Source organism: Natronocella acetinitrilica (assembly GCF_024170285.1).
Taxonomy (GTDB): Bacteria; Pseudomonadota; Gammaproteobacteria; order Nitrococcales; family Aquisalimonadaceae; genus Natronocella; species Natronocella acetinitrilica.
Window position 1 is genome coordinate 256676 of the sequence record NZ_JALJXV010000006.1, and the last position, 20426, is coordinate 277101.

The 20426-nt window shown below is 59.9% G+C and carries 20 protein-coding genes; 6 read left to right on the plus strand and 14 right to left on the minus strand.

Going from position 1 to position 20426, the window contains the following annotated elements:
- Nucleotides 1-110 precede the first annotated feature (110 nt).
- The 3 genes from flgA to J2T57_RS13745 all read left to right on the plus strand — a co-directional run bounded on the left by flgA (nt 111) and on the right by J2T57_RS13745 (nt 1818).
- Nucleotides 111-878 (plus strand): flagellar basal body P-ring formation chaperone FlgA, encoded by a 768-nt coding sequence (flgA, locus tag J2T57_RS13735; protein WP_253479235.1) that lies wholly within the window; start codon nt 111-113, stop codon nt 876-878.
- Between the two features lie 137 nt (nt 879-1015).
- On the plus strand, nt 1016-1336 hold the full coding sequence (gene flgM / locus J2T57_RS13740; RefSeq protein WP_253479237.1) for a flagellar biosynthesis anti-sigma factor FlgM: 321 nt from the start codon (nt 1016-1018) through the stop codon (nt 1334-1336).
- Nucleotides 1337-1338: 2 nt separating this feature from the next.
- Nucleotides 1339-1818 carry a flagella synthesis protein FlgN gene (locus tag J2T57_RS13745; protein WP_253479239.1) on the plus strand — a complete coding sequence of 160 codons (480 nt, stop codon included), beginning with the start codon at nt 1339-1341 and terminating at the stop codon, nt 1816-1818.
- A 368-nt stretch (nt 1819-2186) separates the two neighbouring features.
- Here J2T57_RS13745 and J2T57_RS13750 read toward each other — a convergent pair whose 3' ends face one another.
- The 5 genes from J2T57_RS13750 to J2T57_RS13770 form a co-directional block, all read right to left on the minus strand.
- Nucleotides 2187-2420: a hypothetical protein gene (locus tag J2T57_RS13750; RefSeq protein WP_253479241.1), complete on the minus strand. Its 234-nt coding sequence runs from the start codon at nt 2418-2420 to the stop codon at nt 2187-2189.
- Nucleotides 2421-3027: 607 nt separating this feature from the next.
- On the minus strand, nt 3028-3246 hold the full coding sequence (locus tag J2T57_RS13755; protein ID WP_253479243.1) for an MbcA/ParS/Xre antitoxin family protein: 219 nt from the start codon (nt 3244-3246) through the stop codon (nt 3028-3030).
- A gap of 112 nt (nt 3247-3358) precedes the next feature.
- On the minus strand, nt 3359-4237 hold the full coding sequence (locus J2T57_RS13760) for an S-methyl-5'-thioadenosine phosphorylase (protein ID WP_253479245.1): 879 nt from the start codon (nt 4235-4237) through the stop codon (nt 3359-3361).
- Between the two features lie 335 nt (nt 4238-4572).
- Nucleotides 4573-4908 (minus strand): hypothetical protein, encoded by a 336-nt coding sequence (locus J2T57_RS13765; protein WP_253479247.1) that lies wholly within the window; start codon nt 4906-4908, stop codon nt 4573-4575.
- Between the two features lie 676 nt (nt 4909-5584).
- Nucleotides 5585-5908, minus strand: coding sequence for a hypothetical protein (locus tag J2T57_RS13770; protein ID WP_253479249.1), 324 nt, complete (start codon nt 5906-5908; stop codon nt 5585-5587).
- Nucleotides 5909-6145: 237 nt separating this feature from the next.
- On the opposite strand from J2T57_RS13770, the gene J2T57_RS13775 reads away from it, so the two are divergent.
- On the plus strand, nt 6146-7363 hold the full coding sequence (locus J2T57_RS13775) for a Fic family protein (protein WP_253479251.1): 1218 nt from the start codon (nt 6146-6148) through the stop codon (nt 7361-7363).
- Nucleotides 7364-8052: 689 nt separating this feature from the next.
- On the opposite strand, the gene J2T57_RS22445 is transcribed toward J2T57_RS13775, so the two are convergent.
- The 4 genes from J2T57_RS22445 to J2T57_RS13790 are packed head-to-tail and all read right to left on the minus strand — an operon-like array spanning nt 8053 to nt 12602.
- Nucleotides 8053-8562: a Mov34/MPN/PAD-1 family protein gene (locus J2T57_RS22445; RefSeq protein ID WP_366519103.1), complete on the minus strand. Its 510-nt coding sequence runs from the start codon at nt 8560-8562 to the stop codon at nt 8053-8055.
- Nucleotides 8526-10352, minus strand: a complete 1827-nt coding sequence (locus J2T57_RS22450) for a ThiF family adenylyltransferase (RefSeq protein ID WP_436262707.1) — start codon at nt 10350-10352, stop codon at nt 8526-8528. The genes J2T57_RS22445 and J2T57_RS22450 overlap by 37 nt, the downstream gene beginning before the upstream one ends.
- Complete coding sequence (locus tag J2T57_RS13785) at nt 10345-11508, minus strand: cyclic GMP-AMP synthase DncV-like nucleotidyltransferase (RefSeq protein ID WP_253479255.1); 1164 nt, start codon at nt 11506-11508, stop codon at nt 10345-10347. The genes J2T57_RS22450 and J2T57_RS13785 overlap by 8 nt, the downstream gene beginning before the upstream one ends.
- Complete coding sequence (locus J2T57_RS13790) at nt 11505-12602, minus strand: CBASS cGAMP-activated phospholipase (RefSeq protein ID WP_253479257.1); 1098 nt, start codon at nt 12600-12602, stop codon at nt 11505-11507. The genes J2T57_RS13785 and J2T57_RS13790 overlap by 4 nt, the downstream gene beginning before the upstream one ends.
- Before the next feature lie 206 nt (nt 12603-12808).
- Here J2T57_RS13790 and J2T57_RS13795 point away from each other — a divergent pair, with 206 nt between their 5' ends.
- Nucleotides 12809-13336, plus strand: coding sequence for a hypothetical protein (locus J2T57_RS13795; protein WP_253479259.1), 528 nt, complete (start codon nt 12809-12811; stop codon nt 13334-13336).
- Nucleotides 13333-13752: a hypothetical protein gene (locus tag J2T57_RS13800; protein WP_253479261.1), complete on the plus strand. Its 420-nt coding sequence runs from the start codon at nt 13333-13335 to the stop codon at nt 13750-13752. The genes J2T57_RS13795 and J2T57_RS13800 overlap by 4 nt, the downstream gene beginning before the upstream one ends.
- A gap of 403 nt (nt 13753-14155) precedes the next feature.
- On the opposite strand, the gene J2T57_RS22585 is transcribed toward J2T57_RS13800, so the two are convergent.
- The 5 genes from J2T57_RS22585 to J2T57_RS13820 form a co-directional block, all read right to left on the minus strand.
- Entirely contained in the window at nt 14156-14437 is a 282-nt protein-coding gene (locus J2T57_RS22585; protein ID WP_494546284.1) for a VapC50 family PIN domain-containing toxin, read from the minus strand.
- Between the two features lie 70 nt (nt 14438-14507).
- Nucleotides 14508-14837, minus strand: coding sequence for a potassium channel family protein (locus tag J2T57_RS13805; RefSeq protein WP_253479263.1), 330 nt, complete (start codon nt 14835-14837; stop codon nt 14508-14510).
- An 8-nt stretch (nt 14838-14845) separates the two neighbouring features.
- Nucleotides 14846-18001, minus strand: coding sequence for an efflux RND transporter permease subunit (locus J2T57_RS13810; protein ID WP_253479265.1), 3156 nt, complete (start codon nt 17999-18001; stop codon nt 14846-14848).
- Nucleotides 17998-19146 (minus strand): efflux RND transporter periplasmic adaptor subunit, encoded by a 1149-nt coding sequence (locus tag J2T57_RS13815; protein WP_253479267.1) that lies wholly within the window; start codon nt 19144-19146, stop codon nt 17998-18000. Before J2T57_RS13815 ends, J2T57_RS13810 begins: the two co-directional genes overlap by 4 nt.
- A gap of 28 nt (nt 19147-19174) precedes the next feature.
- On the minus strand, nt 19175-20191 hold the full coding sequence (locus J2T57_RS13820; RefSeq protein WP_253479270.1) for a helix-turn-helix domain-containing protein: 1017 nt from the start codon (nt 20189-20191) through the stop codon (nt 19175-19177).
- Between the last annotated feature and the right edge of the window lie 235 nt (nt 20192-20426).

The following is a 20426-nucleotide window of genomic DNA, read 5'->3' on the forward strand; positions in this document are numbered from 1 at the left end:
GACCGCGTGCCTGGTTTCTGAAGCCCACCGGATTCACCCAGGGCGGTCGATGTTGGCACCGTTACTGCATACCTGATCTGCAAGCCTTTGAAGGCATGAGGATCACACACGTGACAGAGCTTATCCGTGGCAGGCACGACACAACGCTGACCGGCGTCACAACTTCGAGCGTCGGTTTTCCGGCACTGGGCGTCATCGTTCTGACGTTGCTGCTGCTGACGCCCCTTTTGGCCGGTGCGGCAAACGGTGTTCAGTCACTGGAGAGCATTCGCGATGCCGCCCGCGTTTACGCAGAGGGGCAACTGCTCTCGCCCGGCCAACGCGGCCAGGTGACCATCGGGCGACTCGACCCGCGTTTGCGGCTACGCCAGTGCAGCCTGCCGCTGGAGACCTTTCAGCACCAGACCAATCGCCAGGGTGGCCGCACCACCATCGGCGTGCGCTGCGCCGACCAGGCCCCATGGACGATCTACGTATCGGCCCAGGTGGACAGCTTTGTGGAGGTCTACACCGTTGGCCGCACGCTCAGCCGCGGCGAACGTCTGCGGGAAGCAGACCTGAGTCTGCTGGAGGTCAACGTCGGCACTTTGGGCCATGGCTATTTCACGGAGGCCGATCAGGTGGTGGGCATGGAGTTGCGGCGACCAGCCCGGTCCGGGGAGGTACTCACTCCAGCGATGATCACGCTCCCTGAACTGGTACGCCGCGGTCAGACCGTAACGGTGCTGGCCAGCAGTGGCTCCGCCCAGGTCAGCATGCGTGGCGAGGCGATGGAAGGTGGCGCGATGGGCGATCGTATTCGGGTACGAAACGTGCAGTCCCAGCGAGTGATCGAGGGCGAAATCATTGGAGATGGCCGTGTTAGAGTGCGGCTCTGAACGCCGCGGGACTCGACCATCGAAATCTGATCGGCGGGCTAAAGTTTCAGCACGGGCTGCCGATCACAGTCGAGTAAGGAGCGAAGGGTCGCTCCATGACAGTTGCGACGGCCGAAAAGCGGCTTAGGAGTAATCGGATGACCAATCCAATTAACGGCGGAAACCAGGGCGTTGATCGGGCACTGGCCGAGAGCCTGCGCAATCGCCAGACCAGCGAAGTGACCAATCGACCTGGTAGCCAGGCGACGGGCGACAACGCTGGCTCGGCATCCGCCGAGCTCACGGCCAATCAGTCCGAGCGCTTGCAGGCCATTGGCGCCGCCATCGGGCAAACACCGGACGTGGACATGGCACGTGTGGAAGCCATTCGCCAGAGCATCGCCGATGGCAACTACCCCATCGACGCCGACGCCATTGCGGGGCGCTTTATCGAACTTGAAGGCCTGCTGGAGCGATAATCGTGACGGCAACAACAAGCGCAACGCTGGCATCACTGCTGACGGAATTGCTGGAGCGCAGCGAACACCTGCAGGATGCCCTGATTGAGGAACAACGGTGCATCGCCGGTCGTGATCTTGCTGCGCTCGGCGCGGCCGTCCAGCGCAAGATGGCGCTACTGGATGATGTTCAGACGCTGGACGCGCAGCGCCGGGCGATGGTTCTCGCCCAGGGGCTGCCCGACACCAACTCCGGCATGAACGAACTGCTCTCGCGCAGTAGCGACGACGCGGTTCAGGAATTGTGGGCGACACTGCTCCGCAGCCTGCAACAAGGGCAGGCGATGAACGAAGCCTGTGGGGCAATCATCCGCCGCAGCCTGGAAGACAACCACCGGCTGCTGGAAGTCCTGCGCGGCGAGCCGATGGAAAGTGACCAGGCAGCTTACGGCCCCGGCGGCACCCAACAGCCACGATCCGGCCGAGATCTCGGCAGCGCCTGATACCCCTCCTCTGAGTTCTTCGCAAAAACATTCGTTCTGTCTATCAAAAATTTCAATTTGATAGACAGAACGAATGTTGCAGGCAAAAAAAACCCGGCCGCCTGGGGGATGGGCCGGGTGGCGCAGACTAAGGGGACAGGGTGCGCCAACGCGAGAAGAACTTCAGCAAGGACAGACAGGTATTCAAAACTCCTAAATACTGTACAACATATGCATCAATATAATCTCTTTCGGCGATCCGTGCAACCCCTGTACAAGAATTTTGTAAGAATCGCCTGACAACTTGAAAAAGCATAACGTATCTGACAAAAAATGCACCCCCCTGCCGATGTGACAGTCGGCAGCATGGGCCGAAAGCCGGGCGGCCATCAGTCTGTGCGGCGTCGACGCCGCATGAGGGTTCGTAGCGCGTACAGGCAAAGCAGCAGGGTCGTCAACCAGAATGCCATGGAGACGACGAAGGCCCAGAACATGTAGGACTCCGCCGAGAAACCGAACCCGTAACGGATCACGACGTAGGGAAACGTGCGGGAGAACCAGTCCATGAAGGCGATGCCCGGCCAGAGAAAGATCGCGCCCAACCAGTTCAACGAGAGGCCCAAGGGATCATCTCCATCGCTGCGCTCAGTGTCTTTCCGGACCGCCCACCACCACCAAAAACGACAACGGCCCCAAAGCAGGGGCCGTTGTCGATCGGGAATCTGGTGGAGCCAGGCGGGATCGAACCGCCGACCTCCTGCATGCCATGCAGTTGTCGATACCGCTGCAAGGACTTGATGTTGAAAGTATCACACCAAGGACAAGTTGTCCAAAACCTTAGCCGAGGCATCGCGCCAAGTCATTGATTACTGGATATCGGAGAGCGGTTTGGACAACAGCTGCATCCCCACCTTGTTGACGTCAAACGCCCCGCCAGAAGCCTCAACCCTTGTCACGGCGCGCATTGATAGCACGGATGTAGGCCTGCGTGAGAGACTCGGCGACCTCCCTCGGATCTGTTATTTCCTTCGCGGACGGTGCCGCCGAGCGCTGAGGCTGCGCATTCCGCGCGGCAGAGACAATCCGCCGCCACTGCTTATCGCTCCACGTGATCCCTTCCGCAGCGAGCGATTCTCTCGAAGCCTGGTTCAGATACCGGCGAATTTCCGCACGCGTAGGTTTGGCCATAACCACCTCTTGATTCACCCTCCACCGATGGCAACGCCCGCATCAGGAGGCCGAGCCGTACTTTAGCCGACCAAGCGTCTCCACTACGGCTTTGGTACCCTCCTCACTGGCTGCAGCCACCTCCAGCGGAGAGCGCCCATTGAACATATGGTGGGGCCGCCGCAGGAACTCCCTCGCTAAATCCAGATCCTTGTAGACGTCCAGCGCCATCGCCCGGGTTCGGGCAATTCTGACGAGGCGTTTGCTCCCACTGTCCGGCATGTTCCATCCTCCTTGAATAGCTTCGCACCCATAGAGTAACTCCGATTTCGCAAACTGGAGAAACTCCGGCTAACTGCTCAAACACCCCGATATTGCGTGCCGCCTTCAACGCCTAATCGTTGTTCTCCAGCGACTCCCCCAAGACCCGGCCCGTGATCGTATCGAGCCTTTGCATCAGCTCGAGGTCACGGTGTCCTGGCGGGGTAACGATGGCACCCTCAAGTGCACGGTCGGAGCCAACCGAACAAGGCGGATGGCGACGCGGGAACACGGCTGCGAGGCCCTGGATGACGACCTGGGCGCGGGAGGTGTTGTCCTTCATCACCGCGAGTACGCTCTCCACGTCCACTGCCGCGTGGTTCTCGCGCCAGCAGTCGTAGTCAGTCACCATCGCTACGGTGGTGTAAGACAGTTCTGCCTCCCGGGCTAACCGCGCCTCGGGCATGTTCGTCATCCCGATAACGTGGCACCCCCATGAGCGGTAAAGCAGGGACTCGGCCCGGGAAGAGAACTGCGGGCCCTCGATTACGACATATGTGCCGCCCCGCGTATGAGCCACGGCCTCCCGCTCTAAGGCTTGTTGAACATAGCCGGCCAGAGTCGGGCTGACTGGCTCGGCCATGGATACATGCGCCACGCAGCCGTTTCCGAAAAAACTTCGAGGGCGGTCGCGCGTCTGATCGATGAACTGGTCCACCAGGACGAAGTGTCCAGGCGCGAGGCGCTCATCCAACGAACCGCACGCGGAGAATGACACCAGATCGGTGACACCAGTCCTTTTCAGGGCATCAATGTTCGCGCGGTAGTTGATCTCAGATGGGGCCAGGCCATGGCGCGGCAGGAACCGAATGGGCAAGCCATCAATCTCGGCAAACAGGATGTCGTCCGACACCTCCCCCCATGCGCTGTCGATGCGCTCCCACCGGGCATTATGCAGACCAGGCAGATCGTAGAGCCCGCTGCCGCCGACAATTCCCAGTACCGAATCCACCAATACTCCGATGCAATCCTGTGTGTCAAAAAAATTCATCCGACACGTGCTATCCCTACGACACGCGCGCTCCAGTCGCCCCGCAACTGGCGGTTCTTTCCAAACAGCCACAGGATAATTTCACCCCAAGCGCTCCAAAAGTTACGGACTGTTGTACCGAGGGGAATTCACGCGCGTACTGACCGGATCGACTACGATTGGACAGCAAAATCACAGGCATGCGTCCTCGTCATGAAAGCAATCACCCGGCGCCGCGATCCAGCTCCCAACTTAAAAGCGGCAGGGGTAACTGCCGCTTTGGGGAGCGCTGTTTGCGTGGGTCGGGTGGTCTATTGTCATCTTAGCCGCGCATCGAGGTGCCGTCTCAGCACCTCGATGCATTCGTCGACAATCTCAGGGTCCACTTCTCCATCAAAATACAAAGAGGGGCGGCCGTATTCATACCGTTTCGTAAAGATTCTCCGCCCCGACACCGAGAACGTCTCTACATCAACCCCATCCTTGTTCGGTGGTTCCGCGTCGTCACTCTTGGCCTTCCCCTGGAGCAATTTCTGAGCTTGGACGCCCAAGTAGGTGACAGGCCCCTCGTGCTTACAGATGTCGTCACTGCTTTCACCAATGCCAGCCAGCGCCTGTTTCGTAAGTCTTTCGAGGTGCTTCTTCCTGCTCATTCTGTGCTCCTCATTCCATGCAATCGGGCGGCACACCGCACAAGGCGTCAATCTCCGACATTACCGGCTCAAGGCTGTCGATAGCCCTGCGTTTGGCCTATTGCCTGTCGCGACGAGGATCTCGCCCAAGGCACAGCGCAGGCCGGGGCTCTCGTCGGGTAATAACTAAACTTGTTCACGCCGGGGAGAAGATCAGCTCGAGCACTTGTAGGCGACGAGCATTACTCCCACCACAATAACGACAGTCGCGATAAACGCCCAGTTGATGCTGCCAATGTCCATCTCAGATTCTCCCCAAGTGCCCGAACTTTGCTAATGATCGTACCACTGCATCGGCGCGGGTTTTGACGTGTTTGTGCAGACGACCGATACGAACAGGACGTCGATGCGGGAACAGCAGCCAGCTCGCCTATCCGCGCGACTGGTCAGCGCGATTGAAAGAGGGGATTCTCGTCACACTGGCCGTACTGCAAGGGCATGAACGTCATAGAACACATGCGCGCTTTTGCACTACATCTGCTCACATGAGCATTGCATCGGTGGTGTCGATCATGGAAAGCGCCTCCTTGAGGCCGAAGCATCTGCGTTGGCAATGAAAACGGCGCCCGACCCCTGCGTCGTTTGTAAGCGATCCGGGAACCCCACCTATTCGGTGGGTTTGAGCGCATATAGGCTCTCATCCTGATGCCACGGGAGCAGCTCCGTGAGAGCGTCGTCGCTTTCCGCCGCCGGCAGGTTCTTTAACACCTCGAGCACGGAAGCGCGTGGAGTAAGCCACCCGCGCAAAGGTGTCGCGGTCATTGGTGTAGGCCACAGCCCCATCGACGTACTCGACGGCGCTGTCCCGCCACACGAAAGCGTAGAACTCATGGTAACTGCCGCGACCAATGGCGTGGGAGTGCAGCGGACTGTCCGCGGGGATACGGCGCGGCGGTTCATTGCCCATCGTGGGCATCGGGTCGCGGATCATGGCCTGGATCTGGCGGCTGCTGTAGTTCATCGATGCCCCTTGATGTGCATGTTCCTGAGACCGTTCCATCACGGGGTCTGCGATGAGCAACCCGTCCGCGCTTGCTGGAGGGAAGTTTCAGATCGGCCAATACCGGGAAGCTTCCGGCCCCACGGACAGGCCGGTTCGGGCCACGCACACGAACCGGACATGGAAGCGGACATGATTTGCCGTATAATGGGTAATAGGCTTTGTCGAACAACACCTTAGGATTCTATAAAGGCGGCCATGGAAGCGGACATCAACGGGATCGAGGACCGGGGAGAGCGGCCAGCTCTCATGGAGCCCATGCGGATCAGCGAGGCTTCGCGGCACCGCGCCCATCTGACGGACCTGGCAGTCGAGCTTGCCGAGGCATCGGCCGGGCTCAGGCGGAGCCTCCCGGATGCAATGGTGGCTTCATTGGCGAAGCTCGTGCGCTCCATGAACTGCTATTACAGCAACCTCATCGAGGGACACGACACCCATCCTGTTGAGATCGAGAACGCGCTGAATGAGGACTATAGCGCTGACCCCGACAAACGCGACCTCCAACTGGAAGCCAAAGCGTACATTGCCGTCCAGGAATGGATCGACACGGGTGATCTGCAGGAACCGGTGACCAGCAAGGCGACTTTGCAAGCAATCCATTACCGGTTCTGTAAGGAGCTCCCGGAGAGCATGCTCTGGGTTGGGCACCCCAGCACGGGCAAGTTACTGCCTGTCGTCCCCGGCGAACTGCGACAACACGACGTCCAGGTCGGACGTCACGTACCGGTGAGCCCTGGGGCCATTGACCGATTTCTCGACCGCTTCGCGGATGCGTATGCCCGAATGGGCAAGACGGATTCCATTCTTGTGGCCGCCGCCGCACACCATCGTCTACTCTGGATTCACCCATTTCTGGATGGAAACGGTCGGGTCGCCCGCCTCATGACGCATGCACTCCTTGGGCGTGCACTGGACACAGGTAACATCTGGTCCGCTGCCCGAGGCTTGGCTCGCTCCGAAGCCAAGTACAAAGAAGTGCTATCCGGATGCGATGCACCGCGACGCAACGATCTCGATGGCCGCGGGACTCTGAGTGAGGAGGCCTTGGCGAACTTCACCGAGTTCTTCCTCGAGACCTGCCTCGATCAGGTTCGATTTATGGAGCGGCTGGTCGAGCCGAACCAGCTCCGGGAGCGTGTATCCGCTTGGGCTGAACAGGCAATCCGGGCCAACCAGCTTGCCCCTAGGGCCGACATGCTCGTCGATGCGCTGCTCTATCGTGGCCAGCTCGAGCGAGGTGAAGTACCACACCTGCTCGGCGTATCCGAGCGCCATGCCCGCCGAGTGGTCCAGTCACTTTTCTATCAGGGCGTGGTGCACGCGAACTCGTCGCGGGCCCCACTACACCTCGCGTTTCCGGCATCGCTTGCTCCCCACTGGATGCCCGGGCTCTTCCCCGACGTCCCGACGGCGTAGCCGCCGCCCCAGCCCAGGTGCTGGATGTTCCGCCCCGGCAACCAGCAACAGCGCTGCGAAGATGGCAGCGCGCACGATAGGCATCCGACGTCAGACGTCTTGTGCCCCTCATCATTCTGAGCACCAGTAAGCAAGCAACATGACGCTCACAACAGCGAGCACCAGCCCGACGAATGCCCAGTTCACATCCATTGGTAGCCTCCTGTGACTGCCTGGATACCGGGAGTGAACCTGTGGGTTCACTCCCGGTACACCTCCACCCAGGGCTCGAGCAGTGCGCGGCCTTGCGGGTCTTACATCGCACCCTGCACCTCATGCAAGGCCTGGCCGCGTAGGCACCAACCGTTTGTCGGCGTTGACCGTCGGTGCCGGAAAGCCCCTAGTGGCGGGGCTTGGCACATCAGCACCGCAGGTGCGTGATGTGTATCCCTACTACAATCGTAGACCAGATGGCCTGAGTGCGTGGTCTGATACCTCGGACGCCGCCTCCCGGGTTCGAGCGCCAGGTTCGGGTTAGGGGGACTTGGGGTCGGGCCTGACTCCGTTTCGGGTTCGCCGCCCTTTGTGCTACTCGCCCGGCGTAAGCGCCGTAATCTCGCCACTACGCATCTTCACTGCTGCCGCACCGCGTCCCACCATCAGCCAGCTTGGACGCTTGCCGCCCCATTGCACGAACCGAACAGCCCAGATCAATTATGCGAGCGGAACGACAGACGCGACCATCCATTTTCATTCGCGATTCCAACGAATAGCCCGTCAGGCAACGGGGCAGTTCCGACAATCACTACAACAAAGCTCGCCAATCGGTGCTTTGATCTGCGAAACATATCCTGAACGCTGGAAATGTCGACGGCTGATGGAGTGGGATAACGTTCGGGGTGTGTGTGCCAATCCCCTACGTAGTGAAGCCCCTCTTTGAACAGTCGCTGAATCTCCTGTCGCTCCGCCGCCCGGTTCGGTATAAAAGCTCTGAGGCGACGGACATCAGAGGTCCGCGGCCCGGTGGCGTGCTCAATCCGGACGCCCCACCTATCAATACGTGCGAACAGCTGTCCGCCCACCTCAGGGGTGTCCTGGTCAAACTGGCTGTGGCGCAACAAACGCGCAATTACGTCATCGGTGAAGGCGATTCCTTGGCCAGAGTCCGTGATTGCGTACTCGATCACGCCACGCGCGCACGACGATGACACACCGGACACGATGGATCAGCTCGCCAGATGGCCCGCACCGTACTCCCCCCTTCGCCGGGATCCCCCACCTCCTCAATCCACTTTGTGGACCACGCGCCACCCGCCCCTTCGATGCGGGGGCGGGACGCAATCCAGACCCGGTGGGTGGAAATGCCTGCCTCCCCCAAGAGGGCGTCGATTGCGGCCTCGGCCAGCAATGCATGGCCCCAGGCGAGTTCCGACGGACCATAGGGCGTAAACTGAGCGCCGCAGGCCGGGGCCTGACGATTGGCATCAGCATCCCGCCAGACCGTTACGGTTCGATGCGGGCGACCGAGGTCGTCCGTCCCGCAGCGCAGACATGGCCCCTCACGTTCCACCAGCAGTGCATGGGCTGCGGCAGCCTGGGGTTCTAGCCAACCGTAAATGACTGGCGGAAAAGCGTTGTTGTCCTTCTGTAGGTCGTTCAAGAAGCTTTCTGCCGGCCAATTGCCCATAGCACTGATGATCAAATCACACGACAGAAGGTCCTTCTGGAGATCGGTTGCGTCGAGGCCCACACGTTCTTGCCGCGCAGTGATCTCTCTAAGGTGAGGGTAAGCCCTTTCGATCTCCCGCCCGACCTCTCGTGACTTACCGCGGTTTACCGACGGAACCCCTAGGTTGTGTCTACTGACGTTCGACCACCCAAGGTCCTCGGGGTCGACCAGAAGAAGGTTTCCTACTCCAGCCTGCGCGAGCATGCGTGCCACTGGGCCTCCTAGTGATCCACAGCCCAGAACAGCGACCCGAAACTGCCGGAGACGATCCTGCCGGGGATCTTGGTCGCGTCCGTGAATCCACTCGTGGTCCGCTCGTTCGACATTGGCTTTGATCACTCTCGTAACTCCTGACCGGTATCTCGCTGCAAGCAGACTCTCGGGTACTCTCCCGGGGCGGAACCCCTTCGTAAGCCCATCTTGTTGGCGCCCTGGCGCACCTTGTGGTGATGGTCGGCGCATGGTTACTGCGGCAAGACACGCTCCGTTCACCGTCGGAGCTCCAATCACAACATCGAAGCTTTGTGGGCCCGAGGCCATCAACGTCTCGAGTATCTCCTCTGCCTCTGGCGATCGCTCTCTGGCAAGGGCTCGCACGTCGGCTACCGTGCGCGGATACTCTGCCGGAAGAAGCGGCTCCGGAAGCCAGACAAGCATGCCGTGGAGGAATTCGAGCCGTGGGTCCGCTCCCCATCGCTTCAACCACCTGTATAGGGAATGCGAGTCTTCGCCGGCAACCCGGGTACGTTGGCCCCACCACATCGAAATACTCCGGCTTGGACCTCTCGGGTCCAGGAGGCTGATGTACTGCAAAGCACACCGATCCACGGCCAGCGCCCAGTAGCTGAGAAACTCCTGCCTAAAGTCGTCTGTGTTGCACCCGAGGAGGTTTTCTTCCACCAGCCGGCAAGCGTCGCCGAGAATCTGCAATGTAGCGCTTACGGGATTGTCGCTCGATACCGCCGCATCTTGTGACAGGGTGCAAAGGAAAACTCCTTTCTCGAGGTGCGGCCATGTGAGAATCGGCGGTGCATCAGCCACAGCGACCCTAACAGGGGTATAGGGAAATCGATCGTCAGCGAGGAGGTGCAATTCGTGTCTTATGCCATCATGAAACTCTACTCGGACTCGCCAGCCGAGGCTAAACCTGCGCCCGTAGCGGCGGCTCAGGTCTCCGTCACCAAGCCGGTCCACACCGGGGCAACTCGTAAAGTGGTCATCCAAGGCGGCAATGGCGGCCGCGCGCCGCCAACATCCCGCATTGAACGTCCTATCAGGCATAGCGACCGCCTCCGCGCTTATCCACTGGCTCTTCAGTCGCTGCCCGATCGCCGTCCCGGATTAGTATTCCAGAGGGGACAGCAGCATCGGCGTGGTCACCTTTGCTCGCCTGTGCCTCATGGTCCGCATCCCGTTCCGAGAAGAACGTAGTGGCGAAAACCTTGTCCCAAGCCTTGAGAGCCTGCTTGCGGGTGCATTCTGGGTCGAACAACACCGCCAGTTGCTCGATCGCCCAATCCAGCTTTTCCAGCAAATACTGAGCCTGCGCGTCATCGGGGCCTTTAGTCAGCCATTCACCATTGATGGTCGGATGCGCGATCTCCAGACTCTGGCTGAGTCGGTCACGAGTGGCGACCATGGTGTCGTACAGCGCCCGGTCCTCACGGTCGGCGTCGGCTCGGTATTTTTCGACGACAAGCTTCGTAATCATGAACCCGGTCGCAATGCGCGACCGCCAGCTCTCCCGCCTCCGGGCAAAGGCCTTTAACAGACGCAAGAGACGGCGCAGCTGGCCACCGTTATCCGTTTCAGGGCTCTGTACCTTGTTGGCGTCCAGTAGCCAGTCTGTTACCGCCAGCGCGTCCGAATGCTTCCATTCGCTGCTGGCCAGTTCGTACCAGGTCTCCTCCTCACCCAGCGCGTTTGTGTCAGTCACCCGGCGATAGACCGGAACGTCGACATGATAGCCGGCGTCATAATAGACCCGAACACAGTTCTTAAGCTTCTCGGGTGACCGCTTAAAAGCCTGATTATTCAGAGCCTTGCGAACCATCTCCTTGGCGTCACCGGGAGTCCGGTCGCCGCCCTTGGGACCTTTGAGCTTGCCCTTGTCGAAGTAGACCCCATCATCAATGTCGTAGTCGCGGTCAGACTGTTGAACCATCGTCCGCATGGCGTAGGAGCCTTGGGAATGGCAGCCAATTGGAGTTGGCTCGCCGTCCCGCTTGAGGCCACTTTTCAGCCGATTTCGGTTGGTGTCGCGCCGCTGCCGCATCTCCGTGCGCTCACCGTAAGGCAGCGTCACGTCCTGGTTATGGAAGGCCAGCATATCCTCGTGACAGTTGTGCATAATTTCACCTCGTTCGCTCTTCAGGATGTCGTAAAGCAACGTAGCCGCAGCACCGGAGACTGCGAGCTTAAGTAACAGGGGGATCACCGCACTCCCTCCGAAACAGTTGGCAGGTCCATGAGGAGAGAGTTGAAAAGCTGCCCCGCCGGATCGCCGGGATCTCGGCACTTGCTCATGGTCTCGGAGACATCCGTGTGGGCTTGGTTTACCAGCGCCTCCAACCCCTCCTTGCTCGTCTCGTCGAGGTCCAGGTACTTCATGACTGAGGCCGGGACCTTGCCAGTGGGGAATCGTACGATCTGGCAATCGCGATCGATGTGGCCGGCGATCATCCGCGCCATGTTGTCGAACGCGTGTTCTTGGGCACTTACGGCGAGCGACACGACCCCCGCTCCGAACTTCCACTCCCGGAAGCCGCGATCGAGGTCGCCGGCACCCACTGACTCCCCCTCTGGCCGGGGGCACGTGCCCAGACAATAGATCTCGATGCGGTCGCCGGGACCAGTCATCGATAGGGCATCGATGAGTCCGATCAGGACCGGGTTATTGGCCCATAGCCCACCGTCCACGAAGACGTGATGGCCGTCGTTGTCCGGAGTCGCCAAGCGCGCCATAGAGCGGTACACCGGGGCCGCGGTCGCCGCGAGACACACGTCGGCCAGTCGGTAGCCATCGTCGCGATGCAGTGTGTCAGGCAGGTGCGGAGTCTTGAACACCCAGGCGCGGTTGCGCGACATATCCACCGCTGGGATGCACAGCCCAATGCGCCGGTCATTCCACACTTCGCCTACGGTTGTCTGCCCGAGTTCCTGTTCAAGGGCGTTTGTGAGCGCCTCAGCGCCTTGCCTTAAGTACGCGGGCCGCCGAAAGATTTGGCGGAGCAGTTCGGTCCCAAGACCGTTCGGCACCTTGCGTGGAAAAATCGCTGCACCGTGATCTCGGTACACACCGGCGACCCGTGCCAGAGGGATACCAGCGGCAAGGGCACTGGCGATAATCGCTCCGGTACTGGTGCCGGCGATTAGGTCGAATCCGTTGCCGATATCCAGTGCGGCTTCGCCTCGCGTGACCCTATAGCGTCGTGCCAGGGCGTCAAGATAGGTGGCGGTGTACAGACCCCGCATCCCACCGCCATCGATGCTCAGCACCCGGAAAACCTGTTGTGCGTTCTCAGTCGTCATACGCTGCTCGTGCCCTGCTCGTGTAGTCCGTTGATGGACAGCAATTGCTCTACTTACTTAACCTAGGCGGTAAACTAGGGGCGGCTCGGACACGACAGCGAAAAAAGTTTGTCTGGAGTGGTGCTCGCCGACCGCCTATAAGGACAAGAGGAGTGGGGCCGGTGGCGGGAACCTCGCATAGGACATATCGGGACCAAGCGGGATTCATGGCCGCATTGGAGGAGCTGACGGATGCAGATCTGTTGCGACTCAGGAAGAAGGCTGCCCTATATGCCCCTGGAACAGGTCTGGGAGGCGACGACCTCTTGCAGGAGGCGATACTTCGCACACTTGAGGCCGAGGGACGCAATTGCCCCGAGGACGTCCCAGTGGCCGTCTACTTGGGTAATGCCATGCGGAGCATCGCCGATGGAGAGAGAGACAAGTATGCCCGTCAGTCATCGATCCCCGTCGACGATTACGACAACCTCCCAGACGGAGCCGCAGATATTCACTCACTGTCCGCAGAAGAAGTGGTATCGGCGCAAGACCAACTGGGGAGGACCATATATCGCCTGGAAACCCTGTTTGCTGACGATCCGCCTGCGCTGGCCATTGTCATAGGCGACATGGAAGAGTGGTCGGCGACGGAGATCAAGGAGGCAGAGTCCATGGACGATAAAGAATACGCTACAGCGCGACGGCGAGTACGGCGCACGATCGAGCGCGAGTTCGGCGGAGGCAATCAATCATGATTGGTAACCAGGATAGATCGAAGAAGCAGTTGGCCCGACTCGGGTCAACCCTCGCGCGAGATGTAGATGAACTGAGCGACGAGGACTTGCTCCAGGAATACGACAATCCGGTGGCCGCCGCCGCTGAGACGAGAAGCCTCATTAACGCTGTGGTTTCCGCGCATAGTAAGCAGCGGCTGCAGGCAGCTCGGCGGGGATACGATGCGCTCGCTTCAAAGACGACATTGAGTGTTGTTGAACTTTCGCCGGAGCAGAAATGGGCGCTAATCGAGCGGTTCTCAAGCGATGATCCCGCTCTTCGAGAGAAGCTCACCATGGCGGCACGCAACCAAGATGACCATGGCGCGGATATTGACACTTACCTTCAGGATCTAGTGGAACTCGGAGTAATTGACGAAGAGGGCAACCTGCTGTGAGCCCGCTCCGCCCCGCTGAGCAGCTGCTGCAGTCGCTCGGTGTGACCCAGCCCCAAGAGATCGATCTAGAAGCAATCGCATATGATCAAGGAGCGATAGTGAAGTATCGCCCGCTCGAGGGCTGCGAAGCGCGAATCGTTGGTTTCGGCGAAAGGGCGATTATCACAGTAGACAACCGAGCTCTGCCGTCACGAGTTCGATTCTCCACAGCCCACGAGCTTGGGCACTGGCAAAACCACCGTGGCCGCTCCCTAATCTGCAGAGCTGAGGACATTGGCAACGCCCGGCGGCGGGCGCTAGATCCTGAGCGTATCGCAGACAATTATGCTGCGGATTGGACTTCCCCGGGTGTCGTGGACAGTTCTTGAAAGCGGACTCTCGCAGATGCCGGGCGACCGGCGGCTTAGGGTCGGTCAGCGTCCTTTGGCGGCAAAGTGGGTTTAGGTGAGAGGACGTCTGCGAACTGGCGCAGTCTGTCGGCTGTGACGACAAACCCCTGGGCGGCGAGCGTCCCGAGGTATTCGTCAACGGATTTCGGAGGGTTGCGGAGCGCAGCGCGGCGTCGTTTGGGCGTGGTTATACCGCGCCCTCGTGAAGATCGATCTGTTGCTCCACAAACGTGTCCGGGTGAACAGCCTCGATCCCGTACGGCGCGAGAGACGATGCCGGTGCGTATTCCAGTCAAGGGGAACAGGTTGCCTACCGCAACCCCTTGAACCTAGCGGGTCTGACCCTGCCACTGTGATGGCGGCATGTCACTCGCGGTCCTGATCCTGAGGCTCCACATCACTTTGCGAAAGAATCGCGGCTGCTAAAGCACTGGCGGCGGCAATGAAAATCCCCAGCCCTACAAGCACGTACGCAATAGTAAAAAGACGCCCGATGGTTGTCACTGGCGCCAGATCACCATAACCAACCGTTGCAATGGTCATGACTGAAAAATAGAGGGCATCCAGATAGGGCCAGTCTTCGACAATTGCGTAGAACAACGCGGCAAGGCCAATGATCGTGAAGGCAAGGGCCAGCAGCCCCCGAACATATCGGTCGCGGGACGCCGAGCGCAAGCCAAGAAACAGGAGTCGCAACGGGTGACTCATACCGGCTGCCCGGATTGCCCGTCTACCGATTGCTCGGGCTCCGCCGGAAGCCCCTCCGCGGGGCCGGATAAACGCTCACGCATGCTCTGGATCATGACGTAGAAGGCCGGCGTCATCAGCGTTACGAGAATGACCGTAGCCGTGGTCCCGGAAAGCACGGTGATACCGAGACTGATCCGACTGGCGGCGCCGGCCCCGCTGGCCATAACCAGTGGCACAACGCCGAGCATGAACGAGAGCCCGGTCATCAGCACCGCACGAAACCGTTGCACCGCGGCGTCGGCAGCCGCCGTACGGATGGGCCTGCCCTCGCGTCGCAACTGGGCTGCGAACTCCACAATCAGGATGGCCGTCTTGGCCGACATCGCGACCAGGAGCACCAGTCCGATCTGGGCATAAATGTCCAGCGCCTGTCCGGTAGCGCGAAAAGCCAGGAAGGAGCCCAGGAAAGTCAGCGGAACCGATAGTAGGACCGCAAGTGGCAAGGTCCAGCTTTCATACAGGGCCACCAGGAACAGGTAAACGGCAACGATGGCCAGCAAAAAGAGGACAACGATCAGATTCCCGGCTTCCAGCTCCTGCAAGGTCTGGCCAGCCCAGGCAAACGTGTAGCCATCCGGCAGTTCCGTCAGCAGCTCTTCCATTACCCCGACGCTTTCCATGGTTGAGAGGCCAGGAGCAGGCTCACCATTGATCGTGACGCTGCGATTCAAATTGAACCCTTCGATACGCGTTGCGCCCTGAGAGGGCTCAAGACGGGCGATCCCGGCAATGGGCACCATCTCGCCGCGGTTATTGCGAACCTCGAAATGGCGCAAATCCTCTGGTCGGGAACGGTAGGCGCCTTCCGATCCGAGCATGACCCTGTAGGTTCGGCCGAACTGATTGAAATCATTGACATAAAGGCCGCCGAGCTGTGCCTGCAAGGTCAGAAAGACATCGCCGAAATCAACGCCGAGCAACTGCGCCTTGTCGCGGTCGACCTCCAGATCGAACATGGGGACATTGGCGCGAAGGTTGTGTCGCACGCCGACCATCTCTTCGCGCTGGTTGGCCTGTAATACGAGGTTATCAGCCGTCGCCGCCAAATCTTCCGGCGGCACGCCAGCAGAATCCAGCAACCTGAGATCAAACCCGGCCGTCACCCCCAGACCTGGAATGGCAGGCACGTTGAAAGCCATGACGCGAGCTGCCGGAATGGCCCATAGTCGGGCATTGAGTCGTGGAACGACCGCGGCGGGTTGTAGGGATGCCGATTCGCGCTCAGACCAGTCCTTCAGCACTACCACACCAAAGCCCATGTTCGAGCCACTGCCACTGAGCAGCGAGAAACCGCTAACGCTGATGAAGTCGCTAACCGCAGGATCCTGCAACACCTCATCAACAACCTGTTCCATCACCGCAGCGGTTCGGCTGCCCGACGCCGCATCCGGCAACTGCACATCGACAAACAGGAACCCCTGATCCTCTTCTGGCACAAAGCCGGTCGGGGTTGTGGCTGCCAGGTATCCCAGGAGTCCGAGCAGAGCCAGAAAAAGTCCGGCGACGACAAGCATGCGCTTGAGCAATCGGCCGATCAGCCAGCTGTAGCCCGCAGTCAACCGTTGAAGCAACCACTCCACCGGGCTCAGCAGGCGCAACGGCTCAGCTTCCTTGCGCAGCAAAACCGAGCTGAGCGCCGGCGACAGAGTCAGAGCGCAAACCGATGAAATCAGCACTGCAAAGCAGATCGTCACCGCAAACTGTCGGAAAAGCTCGCCGGTGATGCCAGGCAGAAAGGCCACCGGCACGAACACGGCCAACAGCACCAGGGTGGTGGAAATGATCGGCGCGCTGATCTCGCGCATGGCCTGACTTACTGCTTCTCGTACGTCGAGGCCCTTTTCCTTGATCAGGCGGTCGACATTCTCGATCACCACAATGGCGTCATCCACGACAATGCCGATGGCCAGAACCAGCCCGAACAGGGTGATCAGGTTGATCGAGTACCCCATGAGAACCATGAAGGCAAAGGTGCCGATCAGCGAAACCGGAATGGCGACAGCCGGAATCAGCGTCGCGCGCAGGCTCTGCAGGAACAGAAAGACCACGAGCACGACCAGGACCACCGCAACGAATAGTGTGTTGACTACCTCGTTGATGGATTCATCAATGAACCGCGTACTGTCGAACAGAATCCGGTAGCTCAGGCCATCCGGGAAATTCGTCGCGAGGGCCGTCATTTCGTCGCGAACGCGTTCAGCGACATCCAGTGCGTTGGCATCGGGAAGCTGGTAAATGACAAGAAAGGCGGTATCCTGGTCATTGAGCTGCGACGTCGCGGCGTAGGATCGCGCCCCCAGTTCGATCCTGGCAACATCGCCGAGTCGGACGACTCGACCCTCGGGGCTGACGCGCAGCACCGTCTGCCCGAATTCACCGGCTTCGCTCAGACGGCCTTCACTGCGGATATTGAACGTGAAGATCTGTCCCGGGGGCGCGGGCTCCTGGCCAAGCGCCCCTGCCGCAACAATCTGGTTCTGCTCTCGCACCGCAGCGTTGATGTCGGCGACGGTGACGCCAAGCTGGTTCATGCGCCCCGGATCCAACCAGAGACGCATGGCGTACTCACTGGTGCCAAGCACACTGGCCTCGGCCACACCTGGCACTCGGGCGATATTCTCCAGAAGACTGGTGTTGGCGTAGTTACTCAGAAACAGAGCGTCCAGACCGGGGCGCTCGGAAACCAGATTAATCCCCATCAGCATGTTGCCGGCCTGTTTGCGCACCACCACACCCTCACGGCGCACGGGCTCGGGCAACTGGCTTTCGGCTAGCTTGACGCGATTTTGCACATTGACCTGGGCCATGTCCGAATCGGTCCCGGTGGCGAACGTGACCGTAATGCTGGCTGCACCGTCACTGGTCGCAGAGGACTCGATGTAAATCATGCCCTCGACGCCATTGAGACGCTGTTCAATCGGCCGTACCACAGCGTCGGCGACAACCTCCGCGCTGGCCCCGGGATAAACCGCACGCACCTGCACCTGCGGTGGGGCGAGATCGGGGTACATATTGACCGGCAGGACCTGCAGCGCAAGCACTCCGGCCAATGTGATGAGAATCGACAGGACAAAGGCGAACTTTGGCCGGTCGAGGAAGAAAGCGCTCACGGCTGGATCATCTCCCGAGGCGCCAAAAGTCCGGTTTCCGGATCGCGGTCGTAAAAACTTAACTGAGTCGGCATGTCAGGTCGGATTTTCTGCAGGCCTTCCACCACCACCAGATCCCCGACCTGCAATCCGTCCTCGACCTGCCAGGCAGAGCCGTAGCGGGGGCCGAGGGTGAGCTGTCTTTGACTAACTGTGCCGTCTGGTCCAACCTGCATGACGAACGGACCAAGCTGATTACGCTGCACGGCCTGCTCGGGCACCAGCAGACCGGGAGTGGACTCGGACCGCTCAATCAGAAGGGTCACAAACTGACCCGGTAACAGCGTCTCAGCCGGATTCGCGAAAGTAGCCGTCGCGGCGACCGTTCCGGTCGTCTCCTGTACAACAATGTCAACAAACTCGATGGTGCCGGGGAACGGATGCCGTTGATAGCCGTCAAGCAGCATGTAGGTCTCCAATCCGATCGTGCTCTGAGTCTGATCCCGCATATTCGACACTTGCGCGAACTCGCGATCGGTAAGCTGGAACTGGACGCGGATAGGGTCCGGGTCAATGATCTCGAGCAGTGCCCCTGAGGCGGGGCTCACCAGGTCACCCAGTGTCACCCTTGTATCTCCGGCGCGGCCGCTGATTGGGGCTCGGATTACGGTGTAGTCCAGGTTGAGCCGGCTCTGTCGGAGTGCTGCTTCGGCATCCGCCAGGGCCGATTCCGCCTGTTCGGCTTCGTTTCTCAGGCGATCAAGATCTGCGATGGAAAGATATCCCTCGGCACGTAATTCAAGCCCCCTTTGAAAGTTCCTTTGGGCCAGCGTGTTGGCGCTGCGCCAGGAGTTGACTTGGGCCTCTGCACGCCCCACCTGCTCCCGGGCCATGTCATCGTTGAGACGGAATAGAACGTCACCGGCATCGACCCGACCACCGCGCTGTACCAGCACCTCGGTCACTTCACCTTCAGTGCGCGCCCGGATCGCCACCGACTCAACAGCCTGGGTGCGACCAACCACATTCCACTGCTGCCTGATCTCGGACTCCGTGAGTTCATAGACGCCGATTCCCACTGGCGTCGCCTCCGGTACATCTGGTTCGGATCCGCAGCCCACGAGAAACGCACTCATGCAGAGCACGGCGATCAGCCTTGCTTTCATAAAGAGTCGTCCAGGGAATAGTGATGCGTCATGTTCGTCTCGTTTTCTTCTCTAGAACCGACTCTCTGGCAAAGGAAAAGCCCTGCCAGAAACGGCGTGTTTGGCTCGGTGATTCACCGAAACACCGCGAATAATATAACGCGAATTGTCCGGGGTGAAAAAAACCGAGTTCGGCAGCGATTTCCTGGATGTTCGCTTCATTGGCATCGGCTCGTATCCTGCGGCGTGCGGCATGGAGCCGCAGGATCCTGATGTGAGCAATTGGAGATCGTCCCAACAGTTCATGGAATGCGTTAAACAACAGACGGCGGCTGGAATAGGTCGCCTCGCAGAGCTCGGTGATATTGGGGGGCTGGTTCAGGCGATTGCGAATCAGCTCCTCTGCCTGGGAGATAATACGGCGTCGATTGGCAAGCGAAGAACGAAGGGTTTGAGGCGCACTTCCGGATAGCGCCTCAGCGATCACCTGCCCCACCAGCTCGGCCTCGTCAGACTGTCTTCCGGTGCAAGCTGACATTTTTCCCGATAATAACTGCATCAGCAGACGCTCAAGCCGCGCCGACGCCCGCGGTGCTTTTTTCCGGGACCATTGCCGGACTATGGATTCCGGGGGCAGGCCATGTTCCGAGGTAACAATCCGTTCCGCCATGGTCACCGGGATCGAGATTGCATGCTGACGATGGCCTTCGCGGGTTTGTTGAAAGACCTCGCCGCCGGGGTCGAGAAACAAGAGATCTCCGTCCTCTAGAACTTGTCCGCGATAACGCCCACACGCAGAGAGACGTGTAATCGGTGTCAAGGTCCAATAGCCCTCGGAGCGCCGCCCCGAATAGACCATTGCGCGGTTTCCGGCGCCACCGTAAACAAGACAGCCCGCCGTCGTCGTCGACCATAAGGTGGCGGCGCCCGGCCCAGCCTCGGCCTGGGTAATCTCAACGTCCCAAACCGACCGCAAGGCCGCCTCGAACTCCTCAACAGACTGGAAGTGAGTTCGTCGGATGCTGCTCACTGTTTCTCTCTCGTCGCCGCTCAACAGATGATCCATCAGTGTGACTTAGTGCCAGGACGTAGTATCGCAACTCGTGCCCGCTGTCGGAACGGCAAGCAACGAGAAAATCAGTGCCTCCCTGAATCCTGCACTTTTTAGACTACGCCAGGCGCCGATTCCCGGCTAGCCTGAAAAAAGTTGCGACGCGTCGGTTCTGTTCTACGCCTGCGCGAGAGTCATTCCGGTTTGCCCGCTGGGTTTCATGAAGATCGTACGAGTGATGTTCCAGAAC

Coding starts and splice junctions, on each gene's coding strand:
- J2T57_RS13765 (WP_253479247.1), bottom strand. CDS start 4,908: ATGAGCAGGAAGAAGCACCTCGAAAGACTTACGAAACAGGCGCTGGCT.
- J2T57_RS13800 (WP_253479261.1), top strand. CDS start 13,333: ATGATTGGTAACCAGGATAGATCGAAGAAGCAGTTGGCCCGACTCGGG.
- J2T57_RS13790 (WP_253479257.1), bottom strand. CDS start 12,602: ATGACGACTGAGAACGCACAACAGGTTTTCCGGGTGCTGAGCATCGAT.
- J2T57_RS22450 (WP_436262707.1), bottom strand. CDS start 10,352: ATGCCTGATAGGACGTTCAATGCGGGATGTTGGCGGCGCGCGGCCGCC.
- J2T57_RS13755 (WP_253479243.1), bottom strand. CDS start 3,246: ATGCCGGACAGTGGGAGCAAACGCCTCGTCAGAATTGCCCGAACCCGG.
- J2T57_RS13815 (WP_253479267.1), bottom strand. CDS start 19,146: ATGAAAGCAAGGCTGATCGCCGTGCTCTGCATGAGTGCGTTTCTCGTG.
- J2T57_RS13775 (WP_253479251.1), top strand. CDS start 6,146: ATGGAAGCGGACATCAACGGGATCGAGGACCGGGGAGAGCGGCCAGCT.
- J2T57_RS13820 (WP_253479270.1), bottom strand. CDS start 20,191: ATGGATCATCTGTTGAGCGGCGACGAGAGAGAAACAGTGAGCAGCATC.
- J2T57_RS13795 (WP_253479259.1), top strand. CDS start 12,809: ATGGCCGCATTGGAGGAGCTGACGGATGCAGATCTGTTGCGACTCAGG.
- flgM (WP_253479237.1), top strand. CDS start 1,016: ATGACCAATCCAATTAACGGCGGAAACCAGGGCGTTGATCGGGCACTG.
- J2T57_RS13770 (WP_253479249.1), bottom strand. CDS start 5,908: ATGAACTACAGCAGCCGCCAGATCCAGGCCATGATCCGCGACCCGATG.